The sequence below is a fragment of the Streptomyces sp. NPDC005863 genome (assembly GCF_042871345.1).
GTDB lineage: Bacteria > Actinomycetota > Actinomycetes > Streptomycetales > Streptomycetaceae > Streptomyces.
The window spans coordinates 844,462-857,890 of the sequence record NZ_JBIAII010000003.1 but is presented as its reverse complement, the minus strand read 5'-3'; the positions used below and the strand labels follow the sequence as shown (position 1 = coordinate 857,890).

General features: G+C 73.9%; 11 protein-coding genes. 9 read left to right on the top strand and 2 right to left on the bottom strand.

Going from position 1 to position 13,429, the window contains the following annotated elements:
- Positions 1 to 15: 15 nt before the first annotated feature.
- The 6 genes from ACFYO9_RS16105 (at position 16) to ACFYO9_RS16080 (ending at position 5,596) form a co-directional block, all read left to right on the top strand.
- Positions 16 to 252, top strand: a complete 237-nt coding sequence (locus ACFYO9_RS16105; protein WP_355808170.1) for a hypothetical protein — start codon at positions 16 to 18, stop codon at positions 250 to 252.
- Between the two features lie 128 nt (positions 253 to 380).
- Positions 381 to 1,859, top strand: coding sequence for an FAD-dependent monooxygenase (locus tag ACFYO9_RS16100; RefSeq protein ID WP_358776054.1), 1,479 nt, complete (start codon positions 381 to 383; stop codon positions 1,857 to 1,859).
- Between the two features lie 172 nt (positions 1,860 to 2,031).
- Positions 2,032 to 2,958 carry a DMT family transporter gene (locus ACFYO9_RS16095; protein WP_388666328.1) on the top strand — a complete coding sequence of 309 codons (927 nt, stop codon included), beginning with the start codon at positions 2,032 to 2,034 and terminating at the stop codon, positions 2,956 to 2,958.
- Positions 2,959 to 3,009: 51 nt separating this feature from the next.
- Positions 3,010 to 3,921 carry a LysR family transcriptional regulator gene (locus tag ACFYO9_RS16090; RefSeq protein WP_355808175.1) on the top strand — a complete coding sequence of 304 codons (912 nt, stop codon included), beginning with the start codon at positions 3,010 to 3,012 and terminating at the stop codon, positions 3,919 to 3,921.
- A gap of 77 nt (positions 3,922 to 3,998) precedes the next feature.
- Complete coding sequence (locus ACFYO9_RS16085) at positions 3,999 to 4,583, top strand: XRE family transcriptional regulator (protein WP_358776053.1); 585 nt, start codon at positions 3,999 to 4,001, stop codon at positions 4,581 to 4,583.
- 143 nt (positions 4,584 to 4,726) lie between these two features.
- Positions 4,727 to 5,596, top strand: a complete 870-nt coding sequence (locus ACFYO9_RS16080; protein ID WP_358776051.1) for a class I SAM-dependent methyltransferase — start codon at positions 4,727 to 4,729, stop codon at positions 5,594 to 5,596.
- 665 nt (positions 5,597 to 6,261) lie between these two features.
- Here the strand turns inward: ACFYO9_RS16080 and pepN are convergent.
- Positions 6,262 to 8,829 carry an aminopeptidase N gene (pepN, locus tag ACFYO9_RS16075; protein ID WP_358776049.1) on the bottom strand — a complete coding sequence of 856 codons (2,568 nt, stop codon included), beginning with the start codon at positions 8,827 to 8,829 and terminating at the stop codon, positions 6,262 to 6,264.
- 333 nt (positions 8,830 to 9,162) lie between these two features.
- On the opposite strand from pepN, the gene ACFYO9_RS16070 reads away from it, so the two are divergent.
- Positions 9,163 to 10,440 carry a flavin-dependent oxidoreductase gene (locus tag ACFYO9_RS16070; protein ID WP_355809003.1) on the top strand — a complete coding sequence of 426 codons (1,278 nt, stop codon included), beginning with the start codon at positions 9,163 to 9,165 and terminating at the stop codon, positions 10,438 to 10,440.
- 96 nt (positions 10,441 to 10,536) lie between these two features.
- A complete protein-coding gene (locus ACFYO9_RS16065; protein WP_358776047.1) occupies positions 10,537 to 11,091 on the top strand; it encodes a DUF1203 domain-containing protein in 555 nt (184 codons plus the stop codon).
- A 39-nt stretch (positions 11,092 to 11,130) separates the two neighbouring features.
- On the opposite strand, the gene ACFYO9_RS16060 is transcribed toward ACFYO9_RS16065, so the two are convergent.
- The gene (locus ACFYO9_RS16060) at positions 11,131 to 12,015 is read right to left on the bottom strand and encodes a LysR family transcriptional regulator (protein ID WP_358776045.1); all 885 of its coding nucleotides are present in this window, start codon (positions 12,013 to 12,015) and stop codon (positions 11,131 to 11,133) included.
- A gap of 153 nt (positions 12,016 to 12,168) precedes the next feature.
- Here ACFYO9_RS16060 and ACFYO9_RS16055 point away from each other — a divergent pair, with 153 nt between their 5' ends.
- Positions 12,169 to 13,401 (top strand): MFS transporter, encoded by a 1,233-nt coding sequence (locus ACFYO9_RS16055; protein WP_358776043.1) that lies wholly within the window; start codon positions 12,169 to 12,171, stop codon positions 13,399 to 13,401.
- Positions 13,402 to 13,429 lie beyond the last annotated feature (28 nt).

The following is a 13,429-nucleotide window of genomic DNA, read 5'->3' as shown; positions in this document are numbered from 1 at the left end:
CGCTACGTTGGCACCGTGGACAAGAAGAACGCACTGCGTGCCGGCGCCCTGGCCTCCGGCACGACGCTGATGATGCTGCTCATGTCGTCCCCCGCCTTCGCGGCCCGCGACGACGGCGACGACCCGGGCTCCGGCCTGAGCGTCATCGACACGCTCGGCCTCTATGTCGCGGCGCCCCTCGTGCTGTTCCTGGTGATCGCGGGCCTCGTGATGGTCGGCGACAAGTCCCGCAAGCAGCAGAAGCAGGGCTGACCCCGGCGCCGTGACGTCTCCGGATCGCGCCAACAAACGTAGGCCAACAAGCGTTGACACCTCCTGGGCGTAGTCCTATGGTGGCCAACAAGCGTTGACCAACAGGCGTTGGCATCCAGGAGGCAGCCATGAACGGCACCACCGGAACGACGAACACCACAGGCACGTCCGACGGCGCGGGTACGACCCACGGCACCGTCGTGGTCGTCGGCGCGGGACCCACCGGACTGCTGCTCGCCGGGGACCTCGCCGCCGCGGGCGTCCCCGTCACGCTCGTCGAGAAGCGCGCACACGGCATCAGCAACCTCTCGCGCGCCATGGTCGTGCACGCCCGCACCCTGGAGCAGCTGGACGCCCGCGGCCTCGCCGACGAGCTGGAGGCCAGGGGCGAGCCGCTCGGCACGGTGCGCCTCTTCGGGCGCTTCTCGCTCGACCTCGCGGGGCTGCCCTCCCGCTTCCGCCACGTCCTCGTGCTCGCGCAGTACGAGGTCGAGCGGGTCCTGGAGCGGCGCGCCGTCGAGGCCGGGGTGCGCTTCTCGTACGAGAGCGAGCTGGCCGGACTCGCCCAGGACGCGGACGGCGTGACGCTCCAACTCCGCGGCCCCGGCGGCGAGTCGGGCACGCTGCGGGCCGCCTACGTGGTCGGCGCCGACGGGCTCCACAGCGGGGTGCGCCAGGCGGTCGGGCTGCCCTTCCCCGGCCGGTCCGTCATCCGCTCGCTCGTCCTCGCCGACGTACGGCTCGCCGAACCGCCGGAGACGCTGCTCGCCGTCAACGCGGCCGGGGACTCCTTCGCCTTCATCGCGCCCTTCGCCGACGGCTACCACCGCGTCATCGGCTGGGACCGCCGCCGCGACGTCCCCGACAGCGCGCCGCTCGGCCTCGACGAGGTCAAGTCCATCGTCCGGCAGGCGCTCGGGCGGGACTTCGGGATGCACGACGCCCGCTGGATGTCCCGCTTCCACAGCGACGAACGGCAGGCGCCCGCCTACCGGGTGGGCCGCGTCTTCCTCGCCGGGGACGCCGCGCACGTCCACTCCCCGGCCGGCGGCCAGGGCATGAACACCGGACTCCAGGACGCCGCCAACCTCAGTTGGAAGCTGGCCGCCGCCGTCAACGGCACCGCTCCGGAAGGCCTGTTGGACACCTACCAGGCCGAGCGCCACCCGGTCGGCAAGGCGGTGCTCCGCAGCAGCGGCGGCCTGGTCCGGCTCGCGATGGCCAAGCGCCCGTGGACCCGGGCGGCGCGCGCCGCGGCCGCCACCGTGGTGAACAGCATGCCGGTGGTACGCGCCAAGGCGGTCGGCCAGGTCACCGGAGTCGGCATCGCCTACCCCGCCCCGAAGGGCGCGCACCGCCTCGTCGGGCGGCGCGTCCCCGATGTGGCGCTGAAGGAGGGGCGGCTCTACGAGGCCCTGCGCGCAGGGGAGTTCGTACTCATCTCCCCGGCGGACGCGGGCCACGCCACGGGCCGCGCCGTGCCGGCCCACTGGGCGAGCGGCCGCCGCACGACGGTCCTGGTCCGCCCCGACGGATACGTGGCGTGGGCGGCCGAGGACGCGGCGGCGGGGGCGGTGCGGGAAGCGCTCGTCCGTCACGCACTCTAGGATCGTTCGCTTCTCCTTAAAAGATCAGGCAAAAGTATTCGATGGACCTGATGGTTCATGGGGTGTCACGGTGGTCCCCGCAACGACGCGACCGACCGCCGAACCGAGACACCCCGCAGGCGCGGGGAGCGAAACGCCCCGCAGGCGCGGGGAGAGAGACAAGGGATACCCCGTGGCACTCCTGGACCGGACCCCCGCACGCACCGCACCCACCGCTCACCCCGCGGCGCGCCCCATCGGCGTCGGGCTCGCTCTCGCGGCCCTCGCCACGGTCGTCTGGTCGGGCAGCTTCGTCACCTCCCGGGCCCTCCACGACAGCGTGCCGCCCATCCAGCACGCGTTCTGGCGCTGGATCATCGCCATCGCCGCGGTCGCGCCGTTCGCGGTCCGGCAGACCTGGCGGCAGCGCGCTCTGCTCCGCGCACACCTCAAGTACCTGCTGGTGGCCGCCCTGTTGGGCGTCACCGTCTACAACACCCTGGTGAACCAGGCCGGCATGACGACCACCGCGGGCAACATGGGCATGATCATGGCCGCGTCGCCGGTCCTGATGGCCCTCTACGAACGCCTCGGTGGCGCCCGGCTCGGCGCCCGCCGCGTGACCGGCATGTTCGTCGCCTGCGCCGGAGTCCTCCTCCTGGTCAGCAAGGGCTCGCTCGCCATGGACTTCGCGGTCGGCGACCTGTGGGTCATCGCGGGCGCGGTGTCCTTCGGCTCGTACAGCGCACTGCTCAAGCGCAGGCCCGCGGAGATCGGCGGACTGCCCTTCCTCTTCTCGACGTTCGTGCTCGGCGCGCTGATGCTGCTGCCGGTGTTCCTCGTCGACTTCGCGGTCGAGGGCGGCTTCGAGCCGACGCCCGGCACGGTCTCGCCGCTCCTGTACGTGGGCGTGGTGTCGTCGGCCGTCGCCTTCTTCGCCTGGAACAAGGCGATCTCGATCATCGGCGCCGCCCGCGCCGGGGTCGTCTACTACCTCCAGCCGGTCTGCGTCGCCCTGCTCTCCTTCGCGCTCCTCGGCGAGGCGATGGGATGGCTGCAGGTGCTGTGCATGGGGCTGATCCTGGGCGGGGTCGTGCTCGGCGCGGCCCGCACGAAATAGGGGGTGCGGTCGGTGGGGTCCGCGCTCCTGACCAGTAGGTACGTTGGCCTCATGAGCGAGTGGGACATCAAGAAGCTGCAGATCCTGCGCACGTTGAGCGAGCGGGGCACCGTGACGGCGACGGCGCAGACGCTGCGGATGACGCCGTCGGCCGTCTCCCAGCAGCTGTCCAACCTCGCCAAACAGCTGGGCGTGCCGCTCCTGGAGGCGCACGGGCGGCGGGTCAGGCTCACCGACGCCGCGCATCTGGTGCTGCGGCACGCCGAGGCGGTCTTCGCCCAACTGGAGCAGGCGGACGCCGAGTTGGCCGCGTACGCGCAGGGCGAGGCGGGGGAGGTGCGGGTCGGGGCGTTCTCGACCGCCGTGCCCGCGCTGGTCGTGCCGGCGGTCCGGGCGCTGCGGGGGGCGGCGCCCGGCATCTCCGTACGGGTGCGGGAGACCGAGGCGGCCCGGGCGTACGAGCTCCTCGCGGCCGGCGAGGTCGACATCGCGCTCTCCCTGGCCGTCCAGGCGCCCGCCGCGGCCGACGCGGACACCCGCTTCACCCGGGAGTCCCTGCTCGCCGACCCGCTGGACGTGGCGCTGCCCGTGGATCACCCGCTGGCGTCGGCGGCGGACCTCAGGCTCGCCGATCTGGCGGCCGAACCGTGGATCTTCGGCGGCAGCGGCCCCTGGTCGGACATCACGCGGGCGGCGTGCGAGGGCGCGGGGTTCGACCCGGAACAGGCCCATTCGGCGTCCGGCTGGACGGCGATCCTCGCGATGGTGGAGGCGGGGATGGGCGTGGCGCTGGTGCCGAGGCTGGCGGCGGTGCGGCGGGACGGGGTGGTGATGCGGGACCTGGCGACGGACCGCCCGCGCCGCCATGTGGTCGCGGCGGTGCGGAGGGGGGCCGCGTCGGGCGCGGCGGTGTCCCGCGTGTTGCGGTCCCTGCGGGAGGCGGTGCCGGAGCGGGACCGGTAGGGCGGGGGCGGTGGAGCGGGGCCGGTAGGGCCGCGGTTCTTGCCGGGTTCTTGCCGGCCCGGCATACGCTGTCGCCCATGACGCAAGAGGACGGCGACCTGGACAGCCTCGTACGCAAACGGATCCGCGCGTTGCGCCTCGCGCAGGGGTGGTCGCTGGAGGAGCTGGCCGTCCGGGCCAAGGTCAGCCAGTCCACGCTCAGCCGCATCGAGAACGGCCGGCGCCGGCTGGCCCTCGACCAGCTGGTGACCCTTGCCCGCGCCCTTGACACGACCCTCGACCAGCTGGTCGAGACGGCGACGGACGACGTGGTGTCGAGCCCGGTCATCGACGCGGCCCATGCGCGGATGAGCTGGCTGGTCAAGGCGGAGCCCGGCGTGACGGTCATGCGCCAGCGGATGACGGGGCGGCCGCCGGAGAACCTCTCGCGCATGCGGGCGCACCCAGGGAGGGAGTGGCTCGTGGTGCTGTCGGGCACGGCGACGCTGCTCCTCGGCAACCGCCGGTTCCGGGTCGAGACCAACCAGTGCGCCGAGTTCCCGACGATGCTGCCGCACGCCATCGGCGCGGAGGGCGGGCCGTGCGAGGTCCTGGGCATCTTCGACCGCGACGCGCGGCGCGGGCATCAGCGCGGGGAGGAGGGTGGGCCGGAGAGGTCCTAGGGGACCCAGAGGTCCTGGAACGGCCTCACGCTCACCCGCCCCGGCGACTTACGGCTTGCGCGTTCGGCAGCGTAAAGGGCCATCGTCTTGCGCATCCCGGCAGGGGAGGCGGATCCGCACCACGACCGCCTTAGCGTGCACGTATGACCCACTCCACCGCACACCACCACAGCCACGACGCCGAGACCGACGCCAACACGGGTGCCTACACCGACGTCGACCAGTCCGACCTCCTCGACCTGGACGCGGACGTCCTCGCCGAGCACATCGCGTCCCTCACCGCATGGCTGCCCCTGACCGAGGCGCCGCGCCGCGTCGTCGACCTCGGCAGCGGCACCGGTACCGGCACGCTCGCCCTCCTGGACCGCTTCCCCGGCACGTACGTCACCGCCGTCGACTCCTCCGACGCCCACCTGCGGCGCCTGCGCGAGAAGGCGGAGGCGCGGGGCGTGGGCGAGCGCGTACGGACGGTCCTGGCCGACCTCGACACCACCTGGCCGGAGCTGGACGCCCCCGATCTCGTCTGGGCGTCCGCCTCGCTGCACCACATGGCCGACCCCGCGCGGGTCCTGCGCCAGGTGCACGACTCGCTCGCGCCCGGCGGCCTGCTCGCCGTGGTCGAGCTGGCGGGCTTCCCCCGCTTCCTGCCCGCGGACGCGCCGGAGGAGGCGCCCGGCCTGGAAGAGCGCTGTCATGCGGCGACCGAGCACCACCACGCCACGCACATGCCGCACCGCGGCGCCGACTGGGGGCCGCTGCTCACCGCCGCCGGGTTCACGGTCGAGGCCGAACGCACGGTCGCCGTCGACATCGACGGCGCGGGCTCCGAAGCGGTCGGCCGCTACGCCCTGGAGGGCCTGCGGCGCATCCGAGGCACCGTCGACGAGGTGCTCTCACCGACCGACATCGCAGCGCTGGACCGCCTCCTGGAGGAGGAAGGCCCCCACAGCATCCTGAACCGCACCGACCTGGCGGTCCGCACGGAACGCCAGGCCTGGGCGGCCCGCACCTGAGACCCGGGACGCCTGCCGGGAGGCGCCGACCAGTTCGCCCCGGCCCGGCAGCACGTGGCGGAGCAAACGGGCGGGACGCTCACCCTGGCGTCGGGCAACAGGCCTGGGCGGCCCCGCGCCTGAGACCCGGGGTGCTTGCGGTGAGGCGCCGACCGGTTCGCCCCGGCCCGGCAGCACGTGGGGGAGCAAACGGGCGGGACGCTCACCCTGGCGTCGGGCAACAGGCCGGGGCGGCCCGGACCTGAGGCCGGGGGCGCTTGCCGGGAGGCGTCGGCCAGTTCGACCCGGCTCAGCGTCACGTCGCGGAGCAAACGGGTGGGTGGGCGGAAGGCATCCGCCGCGCAGCGGCGGCCCTGCCCGCCCCCGAGCCGCCCCGGCCCGCCCGCCCCAGGGCAAGACGCCCACCCCGGCGCCGGGCAACAGGCCTGGGCGGCCCCGCGCCTTAGATCCGGGGCGCTTGCCGGGTGGCGTCGGCCAGTTCGGCCCAGCCCAGCGTCACGTCGCGGAGCAAACGGGTGGGTGGGCGGGAAAGTATCCGCCGCGCAGCGGCGGCCCGTCCCACCCCCGAGCCACCCCGGGCCCGCCGGCCCGCCCGCCCGCCCCAGGGCAAGACGCCCACCCCGGCGCCGGGCAAGAGGACCCCGTCCCCCCGCCCGGCCAGAGGGCTACGCGTCGGCAGCCCGCGCCCGCAGCGCACGCTCCACGCCCGCGCGGGACTCCGTGATCAGGCGGCGCAGTGCCGGGGACGGGTCCGCCTCGGCGAGCCAGGCGTCCGTGGCGTCCAGCGTGGCCATGGAGACCTGGAGCGCGGGGTAGAGGCCCGTCGCGATCTGCTGCGCCATCTCGTGCGAGCGGGAGTCCCACGCGCCCTTGACCGCCGCGAAGAACTTCTCCGTGTACGGGGCGAGCAGCTCGCGCTGGTCGGTCTGGACGAAGCCGCCGATCACCGCCTCCTGGATGGCGTTCGGCAGCGTGTCGGACTCGACGACCGACGCCCAGGCCGCGGCCTTCGCCTCGGGGGTCGGCAGCGCCGCCCGCGCGGACGCCGCGTACCGCTCGCCCGCCGCCGTCTTGTCCCGCTCCAGCTCCGCCGCGATGCCCGCCTCGTCGAGGCGGCCCGTCGCCGCGAGCCGGGCCACGAACGCCCAGCGCAGCTCGGTGTCGACCGCGAGCCCCTCGACCGACTCCGAGCCGTCCAACAGGCGCTCTAGCAGGGCGAGTTCCGCGTCCGTGCGGGCCGTCGCCGCGAAGGCGCGGGCCCACGCCAGCTGGTGGTCGCCGCCCGGCTCGGCCGCCCGCAGATGGGACAGCGTGGCCTCGGTCCAGCGGGTCAGCGCGGCCTCGCGGCCCGCCGGCGCCGCGTACAGGTCGAGGGCCAGCTTCACCTGGCGGTGCAGCGACTGCACGACGCCGATGTCGGACTCCTTGCCGATGCCGGAAAGGACGAGGTTCAGGTACTCCCGGGTCGGCAGCTCCGCGTCGCGCGTCATGTCCCACGCCGACGCCCAGCACAGCGCGCGCGGCAGCGACGCCTCGAAGTCGCCGATGTGGTCGGTGACGAAGGCCAGCGACTCGCTGTCCAGGCGGACCTTCGCGTACGACAGGTCGTCGTCGTTGAGCAGGATCACCGCGGGGCGGCGCTTGCCCACCAGGGCGTCCACGGCGGTCAGTTCGCCGTCGACGTCCAGCTCCACGCGGTCCGTGCGCGCCAGGCGGCCGGTCGCCTCGTCGAGGTCGTACAGGCCGATCGCGATGCGGTGCGGGCGCAGCGTCGACTCGCCCTTCGCGCCCTCGGGCAGCGCCGGCGCCTCCTGCTTGACCGCGAACGACGTGATGACGCCCTGCGTGTTGACGTCCACGACCGGGCGCAGGACGTTGATGCCGGCCGCCTCCAGCCACTTCTTCGACCAGGTCTTCAGGTCGCGGCCGCTGGTCTCCTCCAGGGCGCCGAGCAGGTCCGACAGGCGCGTGTTGCCGAACGCGTGGCGCTTGAAGTACGCCTGCACGCCCTGGAAGAACTCGTCCTCGCCCACGTACGCGACGAGCTGCTTGAGCACCGAGGCGCCCTTGGCGTACGTGATGCCGTCGAAGTTGACCAGGACGTCGTCCAGGTCACGGATGTCGGCCATGATCGGGTGCGTGGAGGGCAGCTGGTCCTGCCGGTAGGCCCACGTCTTCATGGAGTTGGCGAACGTCGTCCACGAGTGCGGCCACTTCGAGGCCGGCGCGTACGCCTGGCAGGCGGCCTCGGCGTAGGTGGCGAACGACTCGTTCAGCCACAGGTCGTTCCACCACTCCATGGTGACCAGGTCACCGAACCACATGTGCGCCAGCTCGTGCAGGATCGTCGCGGCGCGCACCTCGTACGCGGCGTCGGTCACCTTCGAGCGGAACACGTACTGGTCGCGGATGGTCACCGCGCCCGCGTTCTCCATCGCGCCCGCGTTGAACTCCGGCACGAAGAGCTGGTCGTACTTGGCGAAGGGGTACGCGTAGTCGAACTTCTCCTGGAACCAGTCGAAGCCCTGCCGCGTGACGTCGAAGATCGCGTCCGCGTCGAGGAACTCGGCGAGCGACGGACGGCAGTAGATGCCCAGCGGCACGGACTGGCCGTTCGGACCCTCGTACGTCGAGTGCACCGCGTGGTACGGGCCGACGATCAGCGCGGTGACGTACGTCGACATGCGCGGCGTCGGCTCGAAGGACCAGACGTCGTCCTTCGGCTCGGGGGTGGGCGAGTTGGAGATCACCGTCCAGCCGCTCGGCGCCTTCACGGTGAACCGGAACGTCGCCTTGAGGTCCGGCTGCTCGAAGGAGGCGAAGACGCGGCGGGCGTCCGGCACCTCGAACTGCGTGTACAGATAGGCCTGCTGGTCGACCGGGTCGACGAAGCGGTGCAGGCCCTCACCGGTGTTGGTGTAGTCGCAGTCGGCGACGACCCGCAGTTCGTTGCGGCCGGCCCGCAGGTGCTTCAGCGCGATGCGGGAGTCACGGAAGACCGAGGCCACGTCCAGCGCGTGGCCGTTGAGCACCGCTTCGTGGACCGCGGGGGCCACCAGGTCGACGAAGGTCTCGGCGCCCTCCTCCGCGGCGTCGAAGCGCACCGTGGTCACGGACCGGTAGGTACCGCCCTCCTGCGCGCCGGTGAGGTCGAGCTCGACCTCGTACGAGTCAACGGTGAGCAGCTTCGCGCGCTGCTGCGCCTCTTCGCGGGTCAGATTGGTGCCGGGCACGCGGTCATCTCCTCGGGTACGACGTCCGGGCCTTCGTGAGGGGGACGTCTCGGGTCTCTCGGATCTTCGGGGGTGCGACTTTTCAGGGTTTTTCAGGGGTGCGACTTGTCGTGTTTCCGGCCATCCTTCCATGGGGCACCGGATGGCCGCCCGGGCCATTGTTCTCCCGCTGCCGTGCCGTTACGCTCCGCGCGTTCGCACCGGTCCGCGCCGGCCGCCGACCACGGCCCCGCGGACGGTCAGGGACCACAGGGGGATGCCGGAGATGCTGGGGATCGAGGGGCCGCCCGGCGGCCCGTGTCCGGACAGCGCGGGCCGGACCGCGCGACGGCCATGACCGACGTACTGGTGGCGGGCGCGGGCATCGGCGGGCTCACCGCCGCGCTCAGCCTGCACGCGGCGGGCATCGAGGTCCGCGTGGTGGACGCCACCGACCATCTGCGCCCCGTCGGCGTGGGCATCAACCTGCTGCCGCACGCCGTACGGGAGTTGACCGAACTCGGACTCGGCGGCGAGCTCGCCGCGACGGCCGTCGCCCCCGACGCGATGGCCCACTTCGACCGGCACGGCAACCGCATCTGGGCCGAGCCGCGCGGTCTCGCCCTCGGCTACCACTGGCCGCAGTACTCCATCCACCGCGGCGCCCTGCAGCTCATCCTGCTCGACGCGGTCCGCGACCGGATCGGCGACCACGCGGTGCGCACCGGCACCGCCTTCGTGCGCCTGGCCGAGCGCGAGGGCGGCGCGCTGCGGGTGATCCTGCGGGACCGGGGGCGGGGCAGGGAGTACGCCGTACGGGTGCGGGCCCTGGTCGGCGCCGACGGGCTGCACTCGACGGTGCGGGCCATGCTGCACCCCGGCGAGGGGCCGCCGCTGTGGAACGGCGTCCGGATGTGGCGCGGCACCGCCGACTGGCACCCGGTGCTCGGGGGGCGGACCGTCGCGGTGGCGGGCAGCAACGCCACCGCGAAGCTCGTCGTCTACCCGATCTCCCGCCGGGCCCAGGAGCGGGGCAGGGACCTGCTCAACTGGGTGGCGGAGGTGCGCTCGCCGCTGACCCGGCACCACGGGATGGCGGGGCCCGCCGACTGGAACCGCTCCGGACGGCTCTCCGACGTCCTGCCGCACTTCGCGGGCTGGCGCATCGGCGACCTCGACGTCCCCGCGCTGCTCGCCGGCACGCGGCACATCCTGGAGTACCCGATGGTCGACCGGGACCCGCTCGCCCGGTGGGGCCGCGGCCCGGTCACGCTGCTCGGCGACGCGGCGCACCCGATGTACCCGGTGGGGTCCAACGGCGGCTCCCAGGCGATCCTCGACGCCCGCGTCCTGGCCCGCTGCCTCGCCCACTGCGCGCCGGACCGGGAGGCGGGGCTGCGGGCGTACGAGGAGTTGCGCCGCGAGCCGGTCAACGCGCTGGTCCTCGCCAACCGGGACATGCCGGCGGACCGCATCCTGCACGCGGTCGCCCTGCGCGCACCGGACGGCTTCGACCACGTGGAGGACGTCCTGACCCCGGCCGAACTGGCGGAACTGGACGCGGCGTACCGCCGGACGACGGGCGAGGACGTACGGGAGCTGAACGGGCGGGGGTCGTGGGGGGTGGGCTGACCGCCACCGGGGGCCTGAGGGCGACCCGCGCCAACCCCCGGACTCCCTGTCCGAATCCCGCCAGCGCCGCCCCCGCCCGCGCGCGAGGCTCGACCCATGACCAGCACCCGCACGGACACCCCTACGGACATCCCCTCGGACCTCCCCACGGCCACTGTGTACACCCCCCGCCCCATCGCCCCCGAAACCCTCCGCCGGCTGCGGGAGACGGACGACGCCGGGCAGCCCTGCGCCCCGTACGTCGACCCCGAGGGCGGCGACCCGTTGCGGTGCTGTCTGCGGCCCATCGCCCCCGGTGAGCGCGTCGCCCTCGTCTCGTACGCCCCGCTGCGCCGCTGGACAGCCGAGACCGGTGCGGCCCCCGGCGCCTACGACGAGCAGGGGCCCGTCTTCATCCACGCCGACCCCTGCGCGGGACCGACGGGAGAGCGCACGGGCTACCCCTTCTCGCGCGCCGGATCCCTGCGCACCCTGCGCCGCTACGACAGGAACGGCCACATCGTCGGGGGCCGCCTCCTGCGGATCCCGCGGGACGAGGAGCAGGGCTTCGACGCCGCGTTCGCGGAGGCCTTCGCCGACCCGGACGTGGTCCTCGTGCACGTCCGGGCGGTCGAGTACGGCTGCTTCCACTTCGAGGTGCGCAGGCCCTGATCGAGGCAGTCAGGTCGGGGCAGGTCGGGGCAGGGCAGGTCAGAGCGGGCCGACCGCGGCGAGCGCCCGCGCGAACTCCCGTACCCGGCCCGTCTCCCCGTCCCGGTGCCACACCATCCCGAGCACCGAGTCGGGCACCCCGTCGACCGGCACGAAGACCACGTCCTTGCGGCCGTGGTACTCCGCCGTCGGGCGGCACAGGAGCATCGCCCCCCGATCCGCCGCGACCAGCGTCAGTCCCTCCTGGAGCGTGCGGACGGCCGGGGCGGCGGGGGCGGCCGTCGACGGGGCGTGTGCGGCCCGCCAGTACCCGGGCGCCGGCGCGGCGGCGGAGATCAGCGGCGTCCGCGCGAGATCCGCCGCCGTGAGCGAGGCCCGCCCCGCGAACGCGTGCCGCACCGACACGGCGACGCTCTGCCGCTCGCCGGCGAGGACGGGTCCGACCACCAGATCCGGCTCGTCGACCGGCAGCAGCACCACCGCCGCGTCCACGTCGCCCCCACGCACCGGCCCGAAGGGGTCGGAGAACAAGATCTCCACGACCTCCGTGGCACAGGCCGGATGCCGCTCCTGGAACGTCCCGATGGCGCGCATCAGACGGTCGTCGGCCGTTCCCTGGAAACCGATCCGCAGCGTCCCCTCGACACCCCGCGCCGCCGCCCTCGCCCGCTCGACGACGCCCGTCAACTCCACGTAGGACGGCCGGAGTTCGGAAAGAAAACGCTCCCCGAGTGTGGTCAGCGCCACCCGGCGGCTCGTACGCTCCACCAGGCGCGCGCCGATCCGCCGCTCCAAGGCGGCGAGCAGCTGGCTGACGCGGCTCTGCGACACGAGGAGACGCTCACCGGCCCGCCCGAAGTGCAGCTCCTCGGCGAGCACCAGGAAGCACTCCAGCTCCCGGATCTCCAGTCCCCTCCCGCTCATGACGCGCGGTCCCTCTTTCCCGTGCTCGCCCTTTTCCGTGCTCGCCCATGTTCGTGCTCGCCCCGACGGCCGTCCCGGTCGATTAATCCGGCTCATACAAGGATGAGATCTTCCGCGTTGTTCCCGAGCGGGCATCCCCACAGGGTGGAGGCCATGTCACAGAGCGCCCATCTCCCCCTGCGGACAGGCACGTTGCCGCCCCCGCACACCCGCCTCGCCGTCCTCGTGGTCGCCGCCGCCACCTTCACCGTCGTCACCACCGAGATGCTGCCCGTCGGGCTCCTCACCTCCGTCGGCTCGGGCCTGTACGTCTCGGACGGAATCGCGGGCCTCGCCGTCACCCTGCCCGGCGTCGTCGCCGGACTCGCCGCCCCGCTGCTGCCCGTCGCCGCGCGCCGCGTAGACCGGCGCACCGTCCTGGCCGCGCTGATGATGCTGCTCGCCGCCGCCAACGTGGTCTCCGCGCTCGCGCCCGCCTTCGGCGTCCTGCTCGCCGCGCGGGTCCTGGTGGGCGTCTGCATCGGCGGCGTCTGGGCCGTCGCGGCCGGCCTCGGCGTGCGCCTCGCCGGCGAGGAGGGCGCGGGGCGGGCCACCGCGGTGATCTTCAGCGGGATCGCGGTGGCCTCCGTGCTGGGCGTGCCCGCGGGGACGCTGCTGGGCGAACTGGCGGGCTGGCGCTGGGGGTTCGCGGCCCTCGCGGTGCTCGCCCTCGCCGTCGCGGGGCTGCTCGTCGCGGTCCTGCCCCGGCTGCCCGCGCACGGGGGGATCGGGCCCGGCGCGTTCCGGGGACTGCTGCGCATCGGCCGGCTGCGGGCCGGACTGCTCGCCGTCACGCTCCTGGTCACCGGCCACTTCGCCGCGTACACCTACATACGCCCCGTCCTGGAGCGGGTGCCGGGCATCGGCGCGGGACTGATCAGCGTGCTGCTCCTCGCCTACGGGACGGCCGGCATCGTCGGCAACTTCGCGGGCGGCGCCGTCGCGGCCCGCGATCCGCGCCGGGCGCTGCTGATGATCTGCGCGCTGCTCACCGCCGTGGTGCCGCTGATGGTGCCCGCGGGCGGCTCGCCCGCCGCGTCGGTGGCGGTGCTCGTGGTGTGGGGGCTGGCGTACGGCGGGGTCTCGGTCTCCGCGCAGAACTGGGTGATGGCCGCCGCCCCGGACGCCCGCGAGGCGGCGTCCGCGCTCTTCGCCGGGGTGTTCAACGGGGCGATCGCGCTCGGCGCCTTCACCGGCGGCCGGGTCGCGGACGGCCACGGGGCGGGCGGTGTGCTGTGGCTGGGCGGCGGCCTCGCGGCGCTCGCGCTGGTCGCGGTGGCGTGCGCGGGGCCGCGCGGCGGGCGGCCCGGCCGGTACGTGAAGGGGGCGGCCACCGGCGCACGGTGACCGCCCCCCATCGGCGTACGGCAGGAAC

What these genes read in the sequence shown, in the direction of transcription:
- ACFYO9_RS16080 (WP_358776051.1), top strand. Translation starts at nt 4,727, where the DNA reads ATGACCCACTCCACCGCACACCACCACAGCCACGACGCCGAGACCGAC.
- ACFYO9_RS16055 (WP_358776043.1), top strand. Translation starts at nt 12,169, where the DNA reads ATGTCACAGAGCGCCCATCTCCCCCTGCGGACAGGCACGTTGCCGCCC.
- ACFYO9_RS16090 (WP_355808175.1), top strand. Translation starts at nt 3,010, where the DNA reads ATGAGCGAGTGGGACATCAAGAAGCTGCAGATCCTGCGCACGTTGAGC.
- ACFYO9_RS16060 (WP_358776045.1), bottom strand. Translation starts at nt 12,015, where the DNA reads ATGAGCGGGAGGGGACTGGAGATCCGGGAGCTGGAGTGCTTCCTGGTG.
- ACFYO9_RS16100 (WP_358776054.1), top strand. Translation starts at nt 381, where the DNA reads ATGAACGGCACCACCGGAACGACGAACACCACAGGCACGTCCGACGGC.
- ACFYO9_RS16085 (WP_358776053.1), top strand. Translation starts at nt 3,999, where the DNA reads ATGACGCAAGAGGACGGCGACCTGGACAGCCTCGTACGCAAACGGATC.
- ACFYO9_RS16065 (WP_358776047.1), top strand. Translation starts at nt 10,537, where the DNA reads ATGACCAGCACCCGCACGGACACCCCTACGGACATCCCCTCGGACCTC.
- ACFYO9_RS16070 (WP_355809003.1), top strand. Translation starts at nt 9,163, where the DNA reads ATGACCGACGTACTGGTGGCGGGCGCGGGCATCGGCGGGCTCACCGCC.